The sequence below is a fragment of the Brevundimonas sp. genome (assembly GCF_047617075.1).
Lineage (GTDB): Bacteria > Pseudomonadota > Alphaproteobacteria > Caulobacterales > Caulobacteraceae > Brevundimonas.
This window is the reverse complement of record NZ_JBLGCI010000002.1, coordinates 269221-290773: the sequence shown is the minus strand read 5'-3', so window position 1 is coordinate 290773 and position 21553 is coordinate 269221. Positions and strand designations below refer to the sequence as shown.

The following is a 21553-nucleotide window of genomic DNA, read 5'->3' as shown; positions in this document are numbered from 1 at the left end:
TACGCGAGCCGCGCCGGGCGGCAAGCATCAGTCGAACACCGCCGCCGCTTCGTCCGGCGTCAGAAGCCGCCACTGGCCGGGCGCCAGATCATCCGGCAAGGCCAAGCCGCCCACCCGCTCGCGGTGCAGGGCCTCCACATGGTTGCCCACGGCGGCGAACATGCGCCGGACCTGATGGTATCGACCCTCGGTCACCGTCAGCAGGGCCTCGGTGGGGGAGATCACGGCCAGCTCGGCCGGCGCCAGCGGCTTCGCCTCGCCCTCCAGCATCAGTTCGCCCGAGGCGAATAGCGCGCCCTCGGTCCCGACCAGCGGCCGGGCCAGTTTCGCGCGATAGATTTTGGCCACGTGGCGCCGGGGCGAGATGACCCGGTGCAGGAAGTCCCCGTCGTCGGTCAGCAGCAGCAGGCCCGACGTGTCCTTGTCCAGCCGCCCGATGGTGGACAGGGCCGGGTCGCGCCGCCGCCACCGGTCCGGCAGCACGTCGTAGACCAGCGCCCCGTCCTCCTTGTGCGAACAGGTCATGCCCAGCGGCTTGTGTAGAATGAGCACCAGCCCCGGCGGCGGATCCAGCGGCGCGCCATCGATCTGCATGCGCTGCGACAGGTCCGGGGTCACGGGGATGCGTTTCGACACATCGGCCACGTCCACGCCGTCCAGAACGATGCCGCCCGCCTGGGCCAGCCGCCCGATCTCGGCGCGCGAGCCATAGCCCATGTTGGACAGTAATTTATCAATCCGCGACGTGGGGGTCTTGCTCACTTCAACGCCTCGAACACCTTGTAGCCGCCTTGGTCCGCCACGGGCCGCACCCGCGCGAAGGCGGCGTTCAGTTCGGCCTCATAGGGAAGGTGCCGGTTGGCCACCATCCACAGCACGCCGCCCTTTTTCAGCATGGCCGCCGCTTTGCGGATGAAGGCCTGACCCAGCGCCTTGTCCTCGGCGCCGCCGTCGTGGAACGGCGGGTTCATGACCACGAAATTCAGGTCTGTCAGGTCCACGGTCCGGGCGTCGGCCCAGTGCAGGCGGGCGCGGGGGTCCTCCACATTACGCCGCGCGCACTCAACCGCCCGCCGGTCCAGATCGATCATGTCCAGACTCGTCACGGCGGGCGAGGCCAGCGCCACGGTCGACAGCGCCCCGAAGCCGCACCCCAGATCCGCGCCAGCGCCCTTCAGCGGCGGCAGGTTCGCGGCCAGCAGGGCCGTGCCGCCGTCGACGCGGTCCCACCCGAACACGCCCGGCTGGGACCAGGCGTCCAGTCCCGGCACCAGGCGCGCCGTTCCGGCCTCGATGGCGTCATCCAGTCCCGTCACCGTCTCGGGCCGCACCAGCTCGCAGCGCCGGTGGTGGGCCTTGGCGCTCTCGACGGGCTCCAGCCCGAGCTCGCGCAGCTCCTTGCCCAGCCGCGAGCCGCCCTTGAGCTTTGGCGCCATGACGTCGAGCCGTCCGCCCGGCTTCAACGCCTTCAGGGCCAGCGCCAGCACGTACCGGCGCTCCAGCACGCCGGGCGGCGCGAGGATGGTCGCCGCGTCCAGCGATGCGGCCGCCATCTCGGCCAGATCGGCAGAGCCGGGGATCAGGGGCGAGGTCTGGGTCGCGTCGGCGGGGGGATCGAACACCGCCGGGGGGCGGCCGTAGAGAATGCTGGTCATGGCGGCGCCTATACGATGTCTCCTCCCCAAAGCGAAGCGCATGGGGAGGTGGCGCGGGCGCGACTCAGCGCCCGTGACGGAGGGGGCGGCGCGGGCGGTCGCCGATTGTCACCAGAGAGGTCAGCGCGAGGGAAACAACCCCTCCACCATGCTGCGCATGGTCCCCCTCCCCGCTCGGGCGGGGAGGAGACATTCGACACCCCCGCCCGCTTCGGGCACAAGCGCCCCATGCTCGCCGAATCCCCCCCGACCGCCGCCGCGCCCGACATGGCGCGCGCCCGCGAGACTCTGGAACGGGTCTGGGGCCACGCCGACTTTCGCGGCCTGCAGGCGTCCGTGGTGGAGGAGGTACTGGCCGGGCGCGACGTGCTGGCGGTGCTGCCCACCGGCGGCGGCAAGAGCGTCTGCTATCAGATCCCCGCCATTTTGCGCCCCGGCCTTGGCCTCGTGGTTTCGCCCCTGATCGCCCTGATGACCGATCAGGTGGAGGCGCTGAAACAGCAGGGCGTGCGCGCCGCGCGGCTGGATTCGGGCGTGTCGCTGACGGACCGCTCGGCTATCTGGGATGCGGCGCGGGCGGGCGAGCTGGACCTGCTCTATGTCTCGCCGGAAGGCCTCGCCCAGCCCCACATGATCGATCGGCTGGCCAGCCTGCCGCTGGCCTTGATCGCCATCGACGAGGCGCACTGCGTGTCTCAGTGGGGCCATGACTTCCGCCCCGACTACCGCGATCTGGGGCGGCTGGCCGGGGTGTTCCCCGGCGTGCCGCGCATCGCCGTCACCGCCACCGCCGACGCCCGCACCCGCGACGACATCCTGGCCTCCCTGCGCCTGCCGGACGCCGCCGTCTTCGTGGACAGTTTCGACCGGCCCAATCTGCAGCTGATCGCCGAGCGCAAGGTCAACGGCTCGCGCGCCCGCACCGACGCGCGGGTGGTGGAGCTGGTGGGCGAGCGGGGCGGCAAGTCCGGCGTGGTCTATTGCGGCTCGCGCGACGGCTGCGAGCGGCTGGCGGATCAGCTGAGACAGACCGGCGTGCACGCCATCGCCTATCACGCGGGCATGGCGCCGGCCGAGCGCGACAAGCGGCTGGAGCGGTTCCTGGCCGAGGACGGGGCGGTGATGGTGGCCACCATCGCCTTCGGCATGGGGGTGGACAAGCCGGACGTGCGCTTCGTCATCCATGCCGATCCGCCGGGCAGCCTCGAGGCCTACTGGCAGGAGATCGGCCGGGCGGGCCGCGACGGCGAGCCGGCCGAGGGTGTGACCCTCTACGGCCCCTCCGACATCGCCTGGGCCCTGCGCCGTCTGGACGGGCGGCCCATGGACGAGACGGTCAAGCAGGTGCAGGTGCGCAAGGTTCGCCAGCTGTTCGCCATGTTGGACGGCGCCGCCTGCCGGCCCCAGGCGGTGCGCCGCTATTTCGGCGAGAGCGACGCGAAGCCCTGCGGCCAGTGCGATGTCTGCCTCGACCCGCCCCAGACCCACGACGCCACCGTGCAGGCGCAAAAGGCCCTGGCGGCGGTCCAGCGGCTGGACCAGCGGTTCGGCCGGGGCCGCGTCATCGACCATCTGACCGGCCGCACCAAGGATGTGCAGAGCTGGGAGACCGCCCTGTCCACATGGAGCGTCGGGGCCGACATCTCGCCGACCGGCTGGCGCGAGGTGATCGACCATCTGCTGTTCGAGGGTCTGCTGGAGGAAGATCCCAACGAGGGTAAGCCGTTGCTGCGGCTGGGCGATCCCGAGGCGGTGCGCGCGGTCTATCGCGGCGAGCGCACCGTGGAGGTGGCCCGCGTCCCCATGCGGCACGACCCCACCACCCGTTCGGGAAATCCGCGTCAGAGGGGCCGCCAGAGCCGCACCGCGGTGCTGGAAACCCTGCCCGCCGACGTGCGCGAGCGGTTCGAGATGTTGCGCGCCTGGCGCCGCGACCGGGCCGCCGAACAGCACGTGCCGCCCTATGTCATCTTCCAGGACCGCACCCTGCTGGAGATCGCCATGACCGAGCCCGGCTCGCTGGACGCCCTGTCCCACGTCTCCGGCGTCGGTCAGGGCAAGCTGGATCGCTACGGCAAGGCGGTTCTGGAGGTGCTGGCGGCCGGCTGAGCCAGGAACCGGTTCACCGCCGCAAGGAACTCGCGCGGGCGGTCGATCATGACCATGTGCTGGGCGCCTTCGATGCGCTCGAAGCGGGCGGCATTGCGCAGGCGCAGGAATCCCTGACGAAAGCCCTGATCCACCTGATGGCGCGGGCTGTCGGTGGATTCGCTCCAGCCATAGACCACCGTCACCGGGGAGGTGATCCGCGCCAGGTCGGCGCGCAGGTCCGTGGTCATGACCTCATAGATGCCTTGCGCCAGCACGCGCCGGTCGCCGCCCTGCCAGCCCATGGCGCCCACCACCGCGTCGGCGGCACCGCCCAGCCTCTGGCCCGCCGCGCCCGCCTGTTGCTGCAGCACCTGATCGCCCAGGAACAGCACGGCGGTGCGCGCCACCTCGGCGATGGGCGCCACGTCGGCGGTGGTGGCCCGGCCGTTGATCAGGGACGGAAAGAAGGGCGAGGAATCCACCACCATGACCCGGCCGATGCGGCCCGGCGCGTCGGCGGCCATTTTCAGGGCGATCTGGCCGCCCATGGAATGGCCGATGACGGCGGGGCGCTCCAGTCCCTGTTCGGCCATATAGCGGCGCACCTCGTTGGCGATGGCGGCGGTCAGGGGGCCGCGCGCATTGGCGCCGGGCGCGGTGTCGCCGAAGCCGTTCACCGCGACCACATGCACCCGATAGCGGTCATCCAGCGCCTGGGCCGTGGCGTCCCAGACGGCGGGTGTCGAGGCCAGGCCGGGGATCAGGATCACGTCGGGACCCTCGCCCCGGGCGGTCACGGCGATACGATCGGATCGGAAGCTCTGGGCCGAGGCCGGCAGGGCGAAAGCGAGGATCAGCAAGGTCAGGGTGAGGCGGGCCATGACCGTCCCTAACGCCCGATCACGGCGAACGGTTGACGAAGCCGTGTCAGGCCATGATCCGCAGCAGGAGCGGCAGGCCCACGAGGACGGCGACCAGCAACAGGATGGCGAGCGGCGCATAGCGACGGCGCGGCGAGACGCTGCGCCGGGCGCCCAGCATGCCCGCCGCCGCCCAGGGCGCAGCCAGCACGCCCAGCGCCAGTCCTGCGTCGCGGGCGGGCGCATCCCCGGCGGCGGGAAGGTCGTCGGGCTCATCCGACACGAACTCTCCGGCCTGCACCCGGGCCAGGATGGCGCGGGCGTCGGCGGCCTGATCGGGCGGCGCCATGACGCGCAGGCCGCCCACCGCGCGCTGCATGAGGGGGTCGATGCCGATCAGGTGGTGATCGGCCACCTCGGCGCGGATGCCGGCGGAGCGCAGCAAGGCGGCGGCCAGCTCGGCCTCGTGCAGATCATGAAAGCGGCCGATTTCGACGGACATGCCTCAGGATAGCACGCCCATCCACCACAGGCCCACGGCCAGAACACCCAGGGCAGCGTAGAAGCCGATGACCACCAGGACCGCCTCGCGCGACTGAACGTCGGCGGCGTGGCGGGCCGGGTAGAACCGCTGGGCCCACAGGCAGAAGACGCCCTGTTCGATAACCACCAGCACGGCGGTCAGGGCGCCCCAGCGGCTGGACAGGGCCAGGCCCAGCGCCGCCGCCGCCAGCAGCAGGGCGTCCAGATGCAGCCAGGCGCCGACGACGCGCTCAACTTGCGGAACGGGCTTGAGGGTGATGCCCGCCAGGGCGCGGTCCATGAAGGCGTTCATGCGCGCGCGCCGCCAGCCGGCCAAACCGGCCAGCCCATAGACCGCCCCCAGCATCCACGCCGCCCACTGCATGGGGCGACGCTAGGCGGGCGGGCTCAAGCCTGCGACTGACGGAATCTGTCGGGGATCAGAGGTCCAGCAGGAAGCGCTGGGGATCCTCGAGGTTTTCCTTGATGCGCACCAGGAAGGTCACCGCTTCCTTGCCGTCCACGATGCGGTGATCGTAGCTGAGGGCCAGGTACATCATCGGGCGGATCTTCACCTCGCCGTTCACCGCCACCGGGCGCTGGACGATGTTGTGCATGCCCAGGATGCCCGACTGGGGCATGTTCAGGATCGGGGTGGACATCAGCGAGCCGTAGATGCCTCCGTTGGTGATGGTGAAGGTGCCGCCCTGCAGCTGGTCCAGGGTCAGGTCGCCGTCGCGGGCGGCCTTGCCCAGGGCGGCGATGCCCTTCTCGATCTCGGCCAGGGACAGCTGATCGGCGTCGCGCAGGACCGGCACCACAAGGCCCTTCTCGGTGCCCACGGCCACCCCGATGTCATAGTGGTTCTTGTAGATGATGTCCGTGCCGTCGATCTCGGCGTTGACCGCCGGGATTTCCTTCAGGGCCGCCACCACAGCCTTGGTGAACAGGCTCATGAAGCCCAGCTTCACCCCATGCCGCTTCTCGAAGCTGTCCTTGTAGGCGCTGCGCAGGGCCATGACCGCGCTCATGTCCACCTCATTGAAGGTGGTCAGCTGGGCGGCGGTATTCTGGGATTCCTTCAGGCGCCGGGCGATGGTCTGGCGCAGGCGGGTCATCTTGACCCGCTCCTCGCGCGGGCCCGTGGCGCGGGGCGCGGACGCGGCGGCGGGGGCTGACGCCGGGGCCGGAGCGGCTTTCGGCGCCTCGGCGGCGGCCAGGGCGTCGCCCTTGAGGATGCGGCCGTCCTTGCCCGATCCCTCGATGGCCTTGGGATCCAGATTGTTCTCGGCGACGATGCGCTGCACCGACGGCGACAGATGGGGGGCGTCGCCGCCCTTGTCGGCCACCTGGGCGCTGCCGGCGTTGGCCGGCGTCGCGGACGGCGCGGAGGCGGCGGCGCCTTCGCCCACGGCCACCTTGCCGATCACCTGGCCGGGCGTGACGCTGGCGCCCTGTTCGGCGGTGATCTCGGCCAGCACGCCGTCGGCAGGCGAGGACACCTCGACCGCCACCTTGTCAGTTTCGATCTCGACCAGAACCTCGTCCTTCTTGACCGCGTCGCCGGCCTTCTTGAGCCAGGCGCCCATGGACCCTTCGGCCACGCTCTCGCCCATGACGGGAGTGGTCAAGTCGATGGTTTCGGCCTTGCCGCCGGACTTGGCGGGCTTGTCAGCCTTGGCCTCGGCCTTCTCGGCCTTGGGCGCGTCCTTGGAAGGCGCAGCCGCGCCGCCCTCGGTGACCTTGCCCAGCACGGCGCCGGCGGTGACCGTGTCGCCTTCACCGGCGGTGATCTCGGCCAGCACGCCGTCGGCGGGCGCGACCACCTCCAGCGAGACCTTGTCGGTCTCAAGCTCAACCAGCAGTTCGTCCTTCTTCACCGCGTCGCCGGCCTTCTTTGTCCACTTGGCGACGGTCGCCTCCGAAACGGATTCGCCGAGGGCGGGGGTCAGGATGTCGGCCATGGGAAGGTCCAGTGTCTTTCGTGTTCGGTCAGGCGAGGTCGGGCGGTCGGGTCAGGCGAAGGCTTCGGTCAGGAAGGCGTCGAGCTCCTTCAGGTGCCGGCTCATGAGGCCGGCGGCCGTGGAGGCCGAGGCGGGGCGGCCCACATAACGGGCGCGTTTGGCCTTGATGTCCAGTTTCTCGAGGGTGAGCTCAAGCCACGGATCCACGAAGGTCCAGCCGCCCATGTTCTTGGGCTCTTCCTGACACCAGACCAGTTCCGCGTTCGGGAACCGGGTCAGTTCGGTCATCAGCGACTTCATGGGCCAGGGATAGAACTGCTCCAGACGCATCAGATAGACGTCGTCGCCGCCCTTGCCCTCCTGAACGTCCTTTTCGCGGCGCTCCAGCAGGTCGTAGTAGACCTTGCCCGAGCACAGGACGACGCGGCGGATGTCCTTGTCCGCCTTCAGCTTCACGCCCGCCACTTCGGGCCGGGTCTGGGCGTCGTCGTGCAGCACGCGGTGGAAGGTCGAGCCCTCCGCCAGTTCGTGCAGGGGCGAGACCGCCTTCTTGTGACGCAGCAGCGACTTGGGCGTCATGATGATCAGCGGCTTGCGGAACGGCCGGTGCATCTGGCGACGCAGGATGTGGAAATAGTTGGCCGGGGTGGTGCAGTTGGCCACCTGGATGTTGTCCTCGGCGCAGGCTTGCAGGAACCGCTCCAGACGGGCCGAGGAGTGCTCCGGCCCCTGGCCTTCGTAGCCATGGGGCAGCAGCATGGTCAGGCCGCACATGCGCAGCCATTTGCGCTCGCCCGAAGTGATGAACTGATCGATCACCACCTGGGCGCCGTTCACGAAGTCGCCGAACTGCGCCTCCCACAGCACCAGGGTGTTGGGGTCGCTGAGGGCGTAGCCGTACTCGAAGCCCAGCACCGCCTCCTCGGACAGGGCCGAGTCGATGACCTCGAACTGGGCCTGGCCCTCGCGCAGGTTGTTCAGGGGGACGTAGCGGTCCTCGGTGGTCTGGTCGATGACGCCCGAGTGGCGCTGGCTGAAGGTGCCGCGCACCGAGTCCTGACCGGACAGGCGTACCGGGAAGCCCTCGTCCAGCAGGCCGGCGAAGGCCAGGCTCTCGGCGGTGGACCAGTCGATGTTCTCACCGGATTCGATCATCTGGCGACGGCCGTCCATGACGCGCTTCAGCGTCTTGTGGATGTCGACCTTGTTTGGAACCGTGGTCAGGCGATGGCCCAGTTCGCGCAGCTTCTCGGCGGGAATGCCCGTCTCGCCGCGGCGCTCGTCGCCCTCGGGCAGGCCCAGGCCCTTCCACTGGCCGTCCAGCCAGTCGGCCTTGGAGGCCTTGTAGGTCTTGCCGGCCTCGAACTGCTCATCGAGGAATTTCTCGAAGGCCGCGATCTCGGCGTCCACGTCTTCTTGCGTCAGCACGCCCTCGTCGATCAGGCGCTGGGTGTAGATTTCCCGCGTGGACGGCTGGGCCCGGATCTTCGAATACATCAGGGGCTGGGTGAAGGTGGGATCGTCACCCTCGTTGTGGCCGAAGCGGCGGTAGCAGAACATGTCCACCACCACGTCCTTGTTGAAGGTCTGGCGGAACTCGGCGGCCACCTTGGCGGCGAAGACCACGGCCTCGGGATCGTCCCCGTTCACGTGGAAGATCGGCGCCTGGACCATCAGGGCCACGTCCGACGGATAGGGGCTGGACCGGCTGTTGCGGGGGCTGGTGGTGAAGCCGATCTGGTTGTTGATGATGAAGTGGATCGTGCCGCCGGTGCGGTAGCCCTTCAGCCCCATCAGGGCGAAGCACTCGGCCACCACGCCCTGGCCGGCGAAGGCCGCGTCGCCGTGGATCAGCAGGGGCAGCACCTTGGAGCGGTCCAGCGCCCATTCGGCCTCGGCCTTGCCGGCGTTGGCCTCGCGGATGTCGTGGGCCTGCTTGGCGCGCGCCTTGCCCAGGACGACCGGGTTCACGATCTCCAGGTGAGACGGGTTGGCGGTCAGCGACAGGTGCACGGTGTTGCCGTCGAACTCGCGGTCCGAAGAGGCGCCCATGTGGTATTTGACGTCGCCCGAGCCCTCGATGTCGGACGGCAGGGACGAGCCGCCCTGGAACTCGTGGAAGATGACCTCGTAGGGCTTGCCCATGACGGCGGCCAGAACGTTCAGGCGGCCCCGGTGAGCCATGCCCAGCACGATTTCGTCCACGCCCATAGCGCCGCCGCGCTTGATGACCTGCTCCAGCGCCGGGACCATGGCCTCGCCGCCGTCCAGGCCGAAGCGCTTGGTGCCGGGGAAGCGCTTGTGCAGGAAACGCTCGAAGGTCTCGGCCTCGATCAGCTTGGACAGGATGGCGCGCTTGCCGTTGGCGGTGAAGGTGATCTCGCGATCATTGCCTTCCTTGTCGCGGCCCTCGATGCGCTCCTGCAGCCAGGCTTTCTCTTCCGGCTCGGCGATGTGCATGTACTGGATGCCGAGATTGCCGCAGTAGGTCCGGCGCAGGATCTGGATGATCTCGCGCAGGGTGGACGTCTCCAGCCCCAGCACATTGTCGATGAAGATGGGCCGATCCATGTCGGCCTCGGTGAAGCCCCAGAACTCGGGCGTCAGCTCCGGGTTCTGGATCGGCGGCTCGATGCCCAGCGGGTCAAGGTTGGCCTGCAGGTGGCCGCGAATGCGGTAAGCCCGGATCAGCATCAGGGCGCGGATGGAATCGTGGGCCGCCGCGCGAATCTCGTCGCCGGTGACGGGCGGCGCGGTAGCCGGGGCGGGCGCAGCCTTGGCGCCGGGCTTCTTCGGGTCGGCCTTGGGCGCGGGCCAGCGGCCGTCCATGGCGCCCAGCTCTTCGGTGGGCTCGGTCACGGGCTTGCGGCCCCACGAGCCGGCCCCGGCGGCCTGCTTCACCTGATCGGCGCGGTCGCGCAGCTGATCGAAGAAGGCCCGCCATTCACCCGAAACCGACGCGGGGTTCTCGGCCCACTTCGCGTGCAGTTCCTCGATGAACCCGGCGTTGGCGCCGTAAAGGAAGGAGGTCTCGGCAAAGACCTGGTTCAGCCGACCCGCATCGTCCGCCATCGTATCGCTTCTCGTCCCTTCGGACGCATCCCATCAAGGCCCTGGCGCACGTCTGCGCATTGGGGAGGGGCGTCGCGGCTCATATAGACGCTGTTTCCTTACGGGTCATGACCGCAAGGTGGCGAGACGCGGATATTTTTCGATTTGCCGGACAAAAACGCCTCCGGCCTGGGGCCGGAGGCGTGATCGTTCCGATTTCGCCCGTATCAGCCCTTGAGGACGTCCATCAGGGTCGAACCCAGACGGGCCGGGGACGGAGACACGCGTATGCCCACCGCCTCCATCGCCGCGATCTTGGAGCCGGCGTCGCCCTTGCCGCCCGAGACGACCGCGCCGGCGTGGCCCATGGTGCGGCCTTCGGGGGCGGTGCGGCCGGCGATGAAGCCGACCATGGGCTTGGAGCGGCCCTTCTTCGCCTCGTCGATCAGGAACTGGGCGGCGTCTTCCTCGGCGCTCCCGCCGATCTCGCCGATCATGACGATGGACTTCGTTTCCTCGTCGGCCAGGAACATCTCCAGCACGTCGATGAACTCGGTGCCCTTGACCGGGTCTCCGCCGATGCCGACGGCCGTGGTCTGGCCCAGGCCCTCGTTGGTGGTCTGGAACACCGCCTCATAGGTCAGGGTGCCCGAGCGCGAGACGATGCCCACATTGCCCTTCTTGAAGATGGAGCCCGGCATGATGCCGATCTTGCACTCTTCGGGGGTCAGGACGCCGGGGCAGTTGGGGCCCAGCAGGCGCGAGTTCGAGCGGTCCAGCCGCGCCTTGACCCGCACCATGTCCATGACCGGGATGCCCTCGGTGATGCAGGTGATGAAGGGGATCTCGGCGTCGATGGCCTCGATGATGGCGTCGGCGGCGCCGGCCGGCGGCACATAGATGACCGAGGCGTCCGCGCCGGTGCGCTCCTTGCCCTCGGCCACGGAGGCGAAGATGGGCAGGCTTTCGCCATTGGCGCCGGTCCAGGTCTGGCCGCCCTTGGCCGGGTGGATGCCGCCGACCATCTGGGTGCCGTAATAGGCCAGGGCCTGTTCGGTGTGGAAGGTGCCGGTCTTGCCGGTCAGTCCCTGGACGAGGATCTTCGTATTCTTGTCGACGAGAATGGACATGGTGTGTGCTCTCAGGCGGTGGGAAGGAAAGGGTTTTCGACCCGGACCGAGCCGTAGATCTGGCCGTGGTTCAGGTCTTCGGAATAGATGATGCGGGCGCCGAGACGTTCAGCGGCGGCGATGATGGCGCCGTCCCAGTAGGAGATCTGGTAGCGGCGGGCGTTCTCGATGCCGCCGCGCACCACCTTGTAGTCGACGGCCTGGAAAGGCTTTTTCGACAGGCGAAACACCCATTCCTGGGCCTCTTCGGCCGTCAGCGGGCGCGCGCCCTTGCGCTGGGCGTTGACGAAGAACTCGGCCAGAACCTGTCCCGAGGTGCCGAACCGCAGGGTCAACAGCTCGACGGCGCGCTCGTACTTCGCCGGTTCGTCGGCGGAACCGAGCGCAGCGTAGATCAGAACATTGGTGTCGAGGAAAACGTCAGCGCCAGCGATCAAAACGAGGCTCGCCGCTGTAGGTTTCTTCCCGGCTGGGACGCCAGTCGCCCATGCGGCCTTCGCTCTCGCGGGCCAGCTTCAGCAAAGCTTCGGTGGCTTCGTCGTGTTCGGTTTCTTCCTCGACCAGCCGGGTCAGGAACTGGCGGACCATCTCGTTGACGCTGGTCCGCTTCATGGCGGCCAGCACCCGCACCTTGTCGAGCAGGGCGTCGTCGATGGCGAGGGTGAGGTTGCGGGTCACGGACTCAGTTTACACGGGTTATGTGGAGCACACAATCCGTGGGCTCATCACATCGCGCGAACTGCCCCATGGAAGAGGGATCAATCTTCCCCGACAAGCACCAGTTGCCGCGACAGGTTGACGACGACCCTGCCGCGCGCCCGGTCATAAATGGATGTCAGCGTATACTCGCCGAGGGTGGACCAAATGCGCATCTCGCCTTCGATCGGCAGATCCGGAATACGATCAGGTTGCAGCCCGAGGTCTGCTGCGAGTTCGGCGATCTCCGCACGCCAGTCGCCTCTGGGCCTTGCGGCATCAACGCTGCAGATCGAAGCAACTGACGGATCAACTCTTCCCAGTTCGGGCACGCTCATCAGCGCGACATGAGCGTCGCGCACACGATACCCCACGCTCCAGCCTTCAGTAGAACCGGAAGGCCTCATGCGCACAGATCGCCAGCCACGCTCATGGGCAAGGCGCTCGACCGCCTCACGGTTCATCTCCGTTTCGACACAGGCTTCGCGAACCAGTTGGCCCACGGTCGGAGGAGTTGAGGGCTGTGTCACGAGAACGGCGGCCAGGAGGATCGAGGAAACCATCATTTATCTCTTGCAGTTGATCGGGACCGAAGGCGCACACCATCTCGCTGACGCTGGTCCGCTTCATGCCGACCAGCCCCTGGGCCTTGTCGAGCAGGTCATCATCGACGGCGAGGTGAGACTACGGGTCAAAGCCGCGCTTTAAACGGGGCATGTAGAGCAAATATCCGTGTCCGGTCGACGGGCGCGACGGCGCTACCGGATGCCCAGTGACAGTTTTGGCTGGCGATCAAAGAACTCGCTGGTGTGCAGCCAGCGGATTGCGCCGATCCAGTTAGGGCGCCACGCGATGCCCTCGCGAGCGAAAGCCGAGTCCATCTCCTCGACAAGCGGGAGCAGCAGTCCCTCATTGACCCGCCACCACTGCCCGAACAGCCGCCGCAGCGTCGGGGTGTGGACGAGGCGCAGATGGATCAGCGCGTGCAGAGAATCCCAGAAATTGAGATAGGCGGTCAAAGTTTGAATTTCGGTAAGGCCCTCGCGCGTCGCGACCCTCCGCATATGGTCCTCGAATGCATCGGCTTGCGGTTCCGCTGCGCCGCCAAAGCGCGCGATATACTCATCCTGCCGGTTGCCTGACCCCAGCCAGCCCCGGACGATCGCCGCTCTGTAGTCAGCGTGGCGGGGTTCGGGCATCGCCACAAACCGCAGCAGGACTTCATAGGCGGGACCGCTGACGCAGCGATAGAACTCGGGCGAAACGAACTCGCGATAGAGGCTCAGAGCGTGAGCCTTGCGCTGGCGTGAATCGGCGCGCCATTGGACGTAGGTGGTCACCGCCGTGGCGAAGGCTGTGGCGAAGGCGATCACCCCGCTGAAGACCTGCCAGTCTGTCATCACCGCCTCTGCTCCCGGGCGTCCTCGCCAGCATCTGGCGAGGTTCCGCCCGTCCGCATCACGCCACTGCAGCGACGATCTTCTGCGCCGCGTCGTCCAGGTCGTCGGCGGCGGTGATGGCCAGGCCCGACTCGTTCAGGATCTTCTTGCCCTGTTCGACATTGGTGCCTTCCAGACGCACCACCAGCGGCACCTTGAGGCCCACTTCCTTCACGGCCGCGACCACGCCCTCGGCGATCACGTCGCACTTCATGATGCCGCCGAAGATGTTGACCAGAATGCCCTCGACCTTCGGGTCGGCGGTGATGATCTTGAAGGCCGCAGCGACCTTTTCCTTGGAGGCGCCGCCGCCCACGTCGCAGAAGTTGGCGGGCTCTTTGCCGTACAGCTTGATGATGTCCATGGTCGCCATGGCCAGGCCGGCGCCGTTGACCATGCAGCCGATGTTGCCGTCCAGGGCGACGTAGGCCAGATCCCACTTGGAGGCCTCGATCTCCTTGGCGTCCTCTTCGGTCTCGTCGCGCAGGGCCTTGATGTCGTCGTGGCGGAACAGGGCGTTGCCGTCGAAGCTGACCTTGGCGTCCAGAACCCGCAGGTGGCCGTCGGTCATGACGATCAGCGGGTTGATCTCCAGCATGGCCATGTCCTTCTCGACGAAGGCCTTGTAGAGCGCCGGGAACAGGCTCTTGGCGTCCTCGGCGGCGTCGCCGGTCAGGGCCAGCGCGCTGGAGATCTTCGTCACGTCATCGGCCGTGACGCCCGCTTCCGGGTTGATGGCGATGGTCTGGATCTTTTCCGGGGTGTCGTGGGCCACCGTCTCGATGTCCATGCCGCCCTCGGTGGAGACCACGAAGGCTACCTGACCCACGGTGCGGTCCACCAGCAGCGAGCAGTACAACTCGCGGTCGATGTCGGCGCCGTCCTCGATGTACAGGCGATTCACCTGCTTGCCGGCCTCGCCGGTCTGGGCGGTCACCAGGGTGTTGCCCAGCATTTCCTCGACGTGGGCGACCACTTCCTCGATGGATTTGGCCAGGCGCACGCCGCCCTTGGCGTCCGGGCCCAGTTCCTTGAACTTGCCCTTGCCGCGCCCGCCGGCGTGGATCTGGGACTTCACGACATACAGCGGGCCAGGCAGTTGCTTCGCGGCGGCCTCGGCCTCGTCCACCGAGGTGATGGCGACGCCCGACGCGACGGGAGCGCCGAAGCCCTTCAGAACCTGTTTGGCCTGGTATTCGTGAATGTTCATGGAGAGGGACCGCTGTCGTGGGAAGGAAGGTTGAGGCGCTTATAAAGGCCGCCCCTTCGCAGGCGCAACAGGCGATCCCCTCCGATCAGTCCACCCAGTCGCGCTTGAGGGTGCGCGAGGCCGCGATCAGCAACACCGAAGCCAGCAGGTAGAAGCCCATGCCGGTGTAGATGGCCCAGCGCAGGCTCTCCTCGCCGAAGCGGGGCGCCAGCAGGTCGCTCATCCAGCCGAAATAGTAGAAGCCCACGGCGATGCCGAGCAGGTTGTTGATCAGCAGGAACAGGGCCGAGGCGGTGGAGCGCATGGGGGCCGGAACCAGATTCTGCACCGCCGCCGTGATCGGGCCCAGCCAGGCCAGGTTCAGGCCCGTGGGGATCAGGAAGATCAGGAAGGCCAGGGTCAGCTGCTGCACCGCGCTGCCGCCGCCGGGCAGGACCAGGCCGATGATCCAGGGCGAGTTCATGGCCGCGATGAACAGGGGCGCGGAAATCAGGAAGGCGACGGCGGGCGTCAGGGGATAGGCGCCCTTGCCCCGCTTGGCCAGCTTGTCCGCGACGGCGCCGCCCATCCAGATGCCGAGGGTGCCGCCGATCAGGGCGATGCCGGCGTAGTACCAGCTGGTCTGCAGCAGGGTCAGGTCGAAGCTGCGCATGAAGAACAGGGGCAGCCAGCCGGCGATGCCGTAGCCGCACACCGACGACGACGCCGCGCCCAGGGCCAGTAGCCAGAAGCTCTTTTTCGGGAACACGTAGGAGGCGGTGACCTTGGCGATCCAGAAGGACACGCCGATGACCGTCGCCAGACCGCCGGCGAAGGCCAGCACCAGCGGATTGCCCACAGGGACGCCGCCGAACTGACCCAGCGCCGCAAGCGCGAAGGCCACCGCCCCGGCGACGAGCATCAGGCGCGAGGCGTTGAGGCCCACGCGGTTCGGGGCGGGGATGGCGGGCGCGGCGGCGGCCTGAACGGTCTGAGGCTGAACCGGGGCCGCATCCACCACCGCCGGGCGGGCGATGTCGGTGGCGCCGCGCTTGGGATCACGGATGGTCAGGCGCAGCACCGGGGCCAGCAGGAGGCCCAGCAGGCCCACCACGATGAAGGCGGTGCGCCAGCCGTACTGGGCCGCCAGCACGCCGCCCACCAGAGTACCCGCCGCGGTGCCCAGCGGAATGCCGAAGGCGAACACAGCCAGGGCGCGCGCCCGCTGATGGGGCGGGAAATAGTCGGCCACCAGCGAATAGGCCGGGGCCACCCCGCCGGACTCGCCCACGCCCACGCCCATGCGGAACAGGAACAACTGGCCGAACGAGCCGGCCATGCCGCACAGGGCGGTGAAGCCGGACCACACGGCCAGGGCGCCGGTCATGATCCAGACCCGGCTGAACCGGTCCGCCAGCCACGCCAGCGGAATGGCGAGGGTGGAATAGACCGAGGCGAAGGCGATGCCGCCCAAGAGGCCGAACTGGCTGTCGCTGAGACCGAACTCCGCCTTCAGCGGCGCAGCGAGGATGCCGATGATCTGCCGGTCCAGAAAGTTCAGCATGTAGACCAGCACCAGGATCGCCAGGACGTAGTAGCGATACCCGGGCTTCTCGACGCGCGGCGTCTCGGCTGTGGCGGTCATGCGTTTCCCCTCGACTTTGTTCGTTGGACCGGACGGTAGCCCGCCTGCCCTGCTCTGCAAAAGAAAAAGGCGGCGAGCCGTGGCCCGCCGCCTGTCAGTCTTCGCTCAGATGATCAGAACCGGACCTGGAAGCTGGCGGTCCAGGTGCGCGGCGGGCCGTAGAAGGCGCTGATCGAATCGCCGAACACCGGGCCCGGGAAGTTGTATCCGCCGGTGCGGTACTCCTCGTCCGTCAGGTTCTTTCCGTAGAGGCCGATCTGCCAGTTTCCGGCCGGGGCGACCCAGACGGCGGACAGGTCCACCAGGGCGTAGCCCTCCTGATCGAGGATCGGGTTGGGGAACTCGAACTGGCTGAAGTCATCGCGGTAAGCCACCGACGGGGTCACCGCCAGCTCGCCGCCCATGACGTCGCCGGTCCAGGTCAGACCCAGATAGCCGCTCCAGCGCGGGGAGTTCTGGACCACCACCTGATCCGAGATGTCCTCGTACTGCATGGTGGTCAGGTTGTAGCGGATGAACTCCTCGAACTCGGCTTCCAGGTACCCAACGGCGAAGTTGGCCGTGAGGAAGTCGGTCAGCCACAGGGAGCCTTCGATCTCGGCGCCGTAGATGGTCGAGGCGCCCACGTTGTCCACGAAGCTGGCGATGCCCGTCGCGGTCGGCACCTGGGTGGTGACCTGCTGGTCCTGATAGTCCGAATAGAACAGGGCCGAGCTGAAGGTCAGGCGACGGTCGAAGGCGTAGCCCTTCAGGCCGAGCTCGTAGCTGTCCACCGTTTCGGGATCATAGCCGTCCACCGTGTCCGGGGTCGCCAGGGCGTCGCCGCGCATGTCGAAGCCGCCGGACTTGAAGCCCTGGCTGTAGGCCGCATAGCCGGTCAGGTCGTCGTTCAGGTCGTAGGAGACCGAGACGCGCGGCGTGAACTGATCGAACGAGCGGGTGTTCGTGTACAGGGTGTTCTGAACCAGCGGCGTCGCCGCCGGGCCGCCCGTGAGCGGGGTCTGGCCCACGCCCAGATAGGTGGCGCGGTTCACGAAGCCGGTCTTCTCGTCCTCGGTGTAGCGGGCGCCGACGGCCAGACGGAGGCGGTCGGTCAGGTCGAAGTTGAAGTCGGCGAACACCGCATAGCTTTCGGTGTCCACATAGCCGCCGTTGCCGATGCTGACGCCCAGATTGCCGACGATGGTGTCGAAGGCGCCTTCGGCGTGGCCGTCCAGATAGAAGACGCCGGCCACACCCTGCCAGCGGCCGCCCTCGAACAGCAGCTGGAACTCCTGGGTGAACTGGTCGTCGGCGTAATAGGCCGGGATGTCCAGGATCGGCGACGGCGTGCCGTCGAAGTCGATGACCGTGTCGGTGTAACCTTCGCGGTAGGCCGTGATGGACTTGAAGGTCAGCATGTCGCTGATGGTCCATTCGCCGGTCAGGGACAGACCTTCGGTTTCCACATAGTTGTCGTCGCCCAGGCCCGAGCGGGTGTCGTAGATGTCAGGCAGGACATCGGCGCCCGGCGCCGTTCCGGCGACCTCGCGGTGGCCGTGGCGGGCGTTGGAATTGTCTTCCACCCGGTCCCAGGCGAAGCGGAAGAACAGGTCGGCGGTCGGCGCCCACTCCGCGCTGATGCGGGCCGCCAGAACGTCCTTGTCATAGTGCTCGGCGCCGGTGGTCAGGTTCTGACCGAAACCGTCGCGGTCATAGTTGGCGATGGCCGCGCCGATGCGGAAGGTGTCGCCCAGCGGCGCAGAGCCGGAGGCGATCAGGTCCACCTGGCCGTAAGAGCCGACCGCGCCGCGCAGCATCAGCTCGGGCTCGGGGTCCAGGCGCGAGGTCACGTACTTGATGGCGCCGCCGATGGTGTTACGGCCGTACAGGGTGCCCTGGGGTCCGCGCAGAACCTCGATGCGCTCGATGTCGAAGATGTCCAGCACCGCGCCCTGGGGACGGGCGATGTAGACGTCGTCCACATACAGGCCCACGCCCGGCTCGAAGCCCCACAGGGGATCCTGCTGGCCCACGCCGCGGATGAAGGAGATCAGGGTCGAGTTGGAACCGCGCGCCACCTGGACCGTGGCGTTGGGCGTCTGCTGCTGCAGCACGGTGACGTCGGCCGCGCCGGTGAGCTCCAGGCGCTCGCTGCTCAGGGCGGTGACGGCCACCGGCACCTCGCGCAGCGACTCCTCGCGGCGGCGAGCGGTGACGACGACTTCGCCCACCTCGGTGGCGGCGGGCTGTTCGGACATGTCCTGAGCCTGGGCCCAGGATGCCGAAGCGGTGAGCGCGCTGACCGCGGCCCCCGCCAGAAGAGCGGATTTGACGAGCTTGTTCATGGGATGCCCCAACCTGTGTTTCCGATGACGACGCGATTTATTCAGCGTTCAATGATTTTCCGGGAACCTGATCGCGTTTTTGCATTCTGTCAAATGGTCCAGGGGCGCTGACGTTGGGGAAGCTCGACCGTGTGGCGCCGGCGCCATGCTCGCGCCCGATTGCCCGGGGCCTCCGCGCGCACTAGCGTCCGCCCATGACCCGTTCGCCTGCTCCCGCTCCGAAACCCAAGGCCGCGCCCGCCCGCCGGGGGCGCCCGTCCAAGGACCAGAAGGCCGGGGAGACTCGCGACGCCATCCTCGACGCCGCAGAGGACCTGTTCTCCAAGCACGGCTTCTATGGCGTCACCATCCGCGAGGTGGCGCGGGAGGCCGGCGTGGATACGGCGCTGGTGCACTATTATTTCGGGGCCAAGCGGGGCCTGTTCGACGCGGTCTTCATCCGCCGGGCCGAGGTCTGGAACAACGAGCGCGTGGACGCCATCAATCGTTATGTGGCGGAGGCCGGCGACAGCGCGACCCTGGAAGGCATCCTTGAAGCGTTCCTGCGCCCGCCGTTCGAATGGTCGCTGAAAGGCGGGCCGGGGTGGAAGCACTATGCGGCGCTGGTGGCCCAGACCAACGCCAATCCGGCCTTCGGCGGCGAGACCATGGCGCGCTATTTCGACCCGGCCATCCACCGCCTGATCGAGGCGGTGCGGCTGGTCCTGCCCGACGCGCGGGACGTGGATCTCTACTGGGCCTGGCACAATCTGTCGGGCGCCCTGACCCTGACCCTGGGCGAGACCGGCCGCATCGACCGGCTGTCCGAGGGCCAGTGCCGGTCAGGCGATCTGGAGACCGCGTGCGACTACATGGTCCGCTTCGCCGCCGCTGGTTTCCGGGCGGTGTGCGGCCGCTGAAATCGATCGGGGGGAATCGCATGTCCGCAGGCCTGAAACGGTTGATCACCGCAGAGACAGTCCAGGGGGTCGGAATCGCCGCCGCCGCGGGGGTCTTTCTGGCCCTGACCAACGCCTTCGGCGCGACGACGGACCTGTGGTTGCGGCTGGTCTACTGGGTGGTGTTGATGATCGTGGCCGGGCTGTGGGCCGAGGTCTGCATGCGCATGGTCCGCCGCCTGCCGGGCATGGAGGCGTCCCTGCCCGCCCGGTTCGTGGTTTCGGTGCTGGCCATCGGCCTGCCTGTGACCCTCGTCGTGTGGAGCGTGACGGGCTGGGTCTTCTACGGCCAGGCGTACGGGCTCGACATGCTGCCCGGGCTGACCTGGCGGGTGCTGCTGATCACCGCCGGGATGACCGCCATCGGCATGGCGCTGGAGCGGAAGACGGTCACGACCGAGGCGGGCGAGACGCCACCCCGCTTTCTGGACCGCCTGCCGCCCCGGCTGCGCGGCGCCGTGATCCACGCGGTGCAGGCCGAGGACCATTATCTGCGCATCCACACCGACCGGGGCTCGGACCTGATCCTGATGCGCCTGTCCGACGCCGTCGCCGAGCTGGAGGGGCTGGAGGGCGCCCAGACCCATCGCAGCTGGTGGGTCGCCCGGGACGCTGTGCGAGACATCAAGCGCGGCGACGGACGCGCGACCCTCACGCTGGACGGCGGCCTCACCGTCCCGGTCAGCCGCCGCCACGCCCGCGCCCTTCGCGCGGCGGGGTGGTATTAAGGCGTGTCCTCTTCGATGCCGGTGCGCACAGAATGAAAGGCGATGCTTGGTCGTTAGAATAACGCATCCAGCACGGGCAAAACGAATTGAACTCCGCAAATGAATACATATCCTACATAGGGATTATTCAGGGCCTTTTGCTGTTCGGCCTGTTGGTAAGCGATACGCGGACGACGACAGCAAGTCGGCTTCTTGGGCTTATATGCCTTGTAATCGCGCTGATTTTTTCAGTTCCGATCATACTGGCCAACATTGATAGCCCCATCATCGGGTGGGCGATCGGTCCGATTTTTTTCTTGCCGGTGACTCTGGGGCCCCTGGGCTACCTTTACTGCCGCAGCGCTCTTCTCGGCGTTCCCCTGGCAGGGCGCGACGTCCTGCACCTGATTCCGGTTCTGCTTTGCTACGCATTGACGGCCGATATATCGCTGGCCGATCCGCACCAGATGGCGATGTGGATCGCGGGAGAAAGACCGCCTTCCATTCGTTTGCAGATCGCCGAGCATTTGCCCGCGATGATCGCCTACGGATACGCCGCCTGGACGGGGTTTTTCCTCTGGCGGTATCGCCGACAGGCCAATGACACCCTGTCCAATTTCAATCCGGACGTTTTCAACTGGTTGCTGGCTCTGCAGGCTCTCAACCTCGTCGTCTGGTCGTTGAACGTGATTCCCGGGCCGACATCGGCGCCGAGGCTCCTGCCCGATGTGGCAAATATAGTTCTGGCCGCATTCATCTACGTCATCGCCATCATTCAGTGGCGGCGTCCGCTGTTTTTCACGATCCCGGCGCTGTCCAGCGAGCCGTCCGGGGCCACGCTTGAGGACCCGGATGAAGGTTCGTCGCGGCGGGACGGTGAACTCGATCCGTCGACCCGGGCTGAACTCTTCGAAACGGTCAGAAGACGGCTTGAAGGCGACGAACTCTATCTCGACGGCGACCTGACCCTGGAGCGGCTTGCGGCTTCGACCGGTCTGAGCAAGCACCACCTGTCGGAGGTTCTGAACCGTCACGCCGGAAAGAACTTCTATGAGTTCATCAACGGCTATCGGATCGCGTTCGTGTGTGAGCGTCTCAGCCAAACCGACCAGAGCGTCCTCGATATCGCGCTGGAAGCCGGGTTTTCATCAAAGAGCACGTTCAACGCGATCTTCAGGCGGCACACCGGGCAGACGCCCACCCAGTTCCGGACAGCGCGCTCCGTACAGGGAGCCTGAAAAAGCGATCCCCGGACGTCCAGTTCGATAAGTCCGGACGCCTGGCCCCGTCCGATTTGCAAGATGCGCCCCACCACAGCAAGTCGCGGGAGGGTTCGGAT

General features: G+C 67.5%; 19 protein-coding genes. 4 read left to right on the top strand and 15 right to left on the bottom strand.

Translation table 11 applies throughout. From position 1 onward, the window contains the following. Positions 1-27: 27 nt before the first annotated feature. Together ACI8U3_RS03340 and ACI8U3_RS03335 are read right to left on the bottom strand one after the other, a co-directional pair. Positions 28-762: a 16S rRNA pseudouridine(516) synthase gene (locus ACI8U3_RS03340; RefSeq protein ID WP_415013444.1), complete on the bottom strand. Its 735-nt coding sequence runs from the start codon at positions 760-762 to the stop codon at positions 28-30. Further along, positions 759-1655, bottom strand: a complete 897-nt coding sequence (locus ACI8U3_RS03335; protein WP_415013443.1) for a class I SAM-dependent methyltransferase — start codon at positions 1653-1655, stop codon at positions 759-761. The genes ACI8U3_RS03340 and ACI8U3_RS03335 overlap by 4 nt, the downstream gene beginning before the upstream one ends. A gap of 228 nt (positions 1656-1883) precedes the next feature. On the opposite strand from ACI8U3_RS03335, the gene recQ reads away from it, so the two are divergent. Then, positions 1884-3764 carry a DNA helicase RecQ gene (gene recQ / locus ACI8U3_RS03330; protein ID WP_415013442.1) on the top strand — a complete coding sequence of 627 codons (1881 nt, stop codon included), beginning with the start codon at positions 1884-1886 and terminating at the stop codon, positions 3762-3764. On the opposite strand, the gene ACI8U3_RS03325 is transcribed toward recQ, so the two are convergent. The 13 genes from ACI8U3_RS03325 to ACI8U3_RS03265 form a co-directional block, all read right to left on the bottom strand. Beyond that, positions 3725-4627: an alpha/beta fold hydrolase gene (locus ACI8U3_RS03325; RefSeq protein WP_415013441.1), complete on the bottom strand. Its 903-nt coding sequence runs from the start codon at positions 4625-4627 to the stop codon at positions 3725-3727. The two genes, recQ and ACI8U3_RS03325, sit on opposite strands and share 40 nt — an antisense overlap. Positions 4628-4673: 46 nt before the next feature. After that, positions 4674-5108 (bottom strand): putative signal transducing protein, encoded by a 435-nt coding sequence (locus ACI8U3_RS03320; RefSeq protein WP_415013440.1) that lies wholly within the window; start codon positions 5106-5108, stop codon positions 4674-4676. 3 nt (positions 5109-5111) lie between these two features. Further along, a complete protein-coding gene (locus tag ACI8U3_RS03315) occupies positions 5112-5513 on the bottom strand; it encodes a hypothetical protein (RefSeq protein WP_415013439.1) in 402 nt (133 codons plus the stop codon). Between the two features lie 55 nt (positions 5514-5568). Beyond that, positions 5569-7092: a 2-oxoglutarate dehydrogenase complex dihydrolipoyllysine-residue succinyltransferase gene (odhB, locus tag ACI8U3_RS03310; protein ID WP_415013438.1), complete on the bottom strand. Its 1524-nt coding sequence runs from the start codon at positions 7090-7092 to the stop codon at positions 5569-5571. 51 nt (positions 7093-7143) lie between these two features. Continuing rightward, positions 7144-10164: a 2-oxoglutarate dehydrogenase E1 component gene (locus ACI8U3_RS03305; protein WP_415013437.1), complete on the bottom strand. Its 3021-nt coding sequence runs from the start codon at positions 10162-10164 to the stop codon at positions 7144-7146. Positions 10165-10370: 206 nt separating this feature from the next. Beyond that, positions 10371-11273, bottom strand: a complete 903-nt coding sequence (gene sucD / locus ACI8U3_RS03300; RefSeq protein WP_415013436.1) for a succinate--CoA ligase subunit alpha — start codon at positions 11271-11273, stop codon at positions 10371-10373. Between the two features lie 11 nt (positions 11274-11284). Further along, a complete protein-coding gene (locus ACI8U3_RS03295) occupies positions 11285-11710 on the bottom strand; it encodes a PIN domain-containing protein (protein WP_415013435.1) in 426 nt (141 codons plus the stop codon). Then, positions 11694-11951, bottom strand: coding sequence for a DUF6364 family protein (locus tag ACI8U3_RS03290; protein WP_292102531.1), 258 nt, complete (start codon positions 11949-11951; stop codon positions 11694-11696). The genes ACI8U3_RS03295 and ACI8U3_RS03290 overlap by 17 nt, the downstream gene beginning before the upstream one ends. Positions 11952-12031: 80 nt before the next feature. After that, entirely contained in the window at positions 12032-12532 is a 501-nt protein-coding gene (locus ACI8U3_RS03285; RefSeq protein ID WP_415013434.1) for a hypothetical protein, read from the bottom strand. 195 nt (positions 12533-12727) lie between these two features. Then, positions 12728-13369 carry a hypothetical protein gene (locus ACI8U3_RS03280; protein ID WP_415013433.1) on the bottom strand — a complete coding sequence of 214 codons (642 nt, stop codon included), beginning with the start codon at positions 13367-13369 and terminating at the stop codon, positions 12728-12730. A gap of 58 nt (positions 13370-13427) precedes the next feature. Then, positions 13428-14618 (bottom strand): ADP-forming succinate--CoA ligase subunit beta, encoded by a 1191-nt coding sequence (gene sucC, locus ACI8U3_RS03275; RefSeq protein ID WP_415013432.1) that lies wholly within the window; start codon positions 14616-14618, stop codon positions 13428-13430. Positions 14619-14703: 85 nt separating this feature from the next. Continuing rightward, positions 14704-16242: a spinster family MFS transporter gene (locus ACI8U3_RS03270; protein WP_415013431.1), complete on the bottom strand. Its 1539-nt coding sequence runs from the start codon at positions 16240-16242 to the stop codon at positions 14704-14706. 113 nt (positions 16243-16355) lie between these two features. Further along, positions 16356-18569 (bottom strand): TonB-dependent receptor, encoded by a 2214-nt coding sequence (locus ACI8U3_RS03265; RefSeq protein ID WP_415013430.1) that lies wholly within the window; start codon positions 18567-18569, stop codon positions 16356-16358. 194 nt (positions 18570-18763) lie between these two features. Between ACI8U3_RS03265 and ACI8U3_RS03260 the strand changes: the two genes are divergently transcribed. From ACI8U3_RS03260 to ACI8U3_RS03250, 3 genes are all read left to right on the top strand, one after another. Then, positions 18764-19468, top strand: coding sequence for a TetR/AcrR family transcriptional regulator (locus ACI8U3_RS03260; protein ID WP_415013429.1), 705 nt, complete (start codon positions 18764-18766; stop codon positions 19466-19468). Positions 19469-19488: 20 nt separating this feature from the next. Beyond that, positions 19489-20235: a LytTR family DNA-binding domain-containing protein gene (locus ACI8U3_RS03255; RefSeq protein ID WP_415013428.1), complete on the top strand. Its 747-nt coding sequence runs from the start codon at positions 19489-19491 to the stop codon at positions 20233-20235. 137 nt (positions 20236-20372) lie between these two features. Continuing rightward, positions 20373-21452 (top strand): helix-turn-helix domain-containing protein, encoded by a 1080-nt coding sequence (locus ACI8U3_RS03250; RefSeq protein ID WP_415013427.1) that lies wholly within the window; start codon positions 20373-20375, stop codon positions 21450-21452. Positions 21453-21553 lie beyond the last annotated feature (101 nt).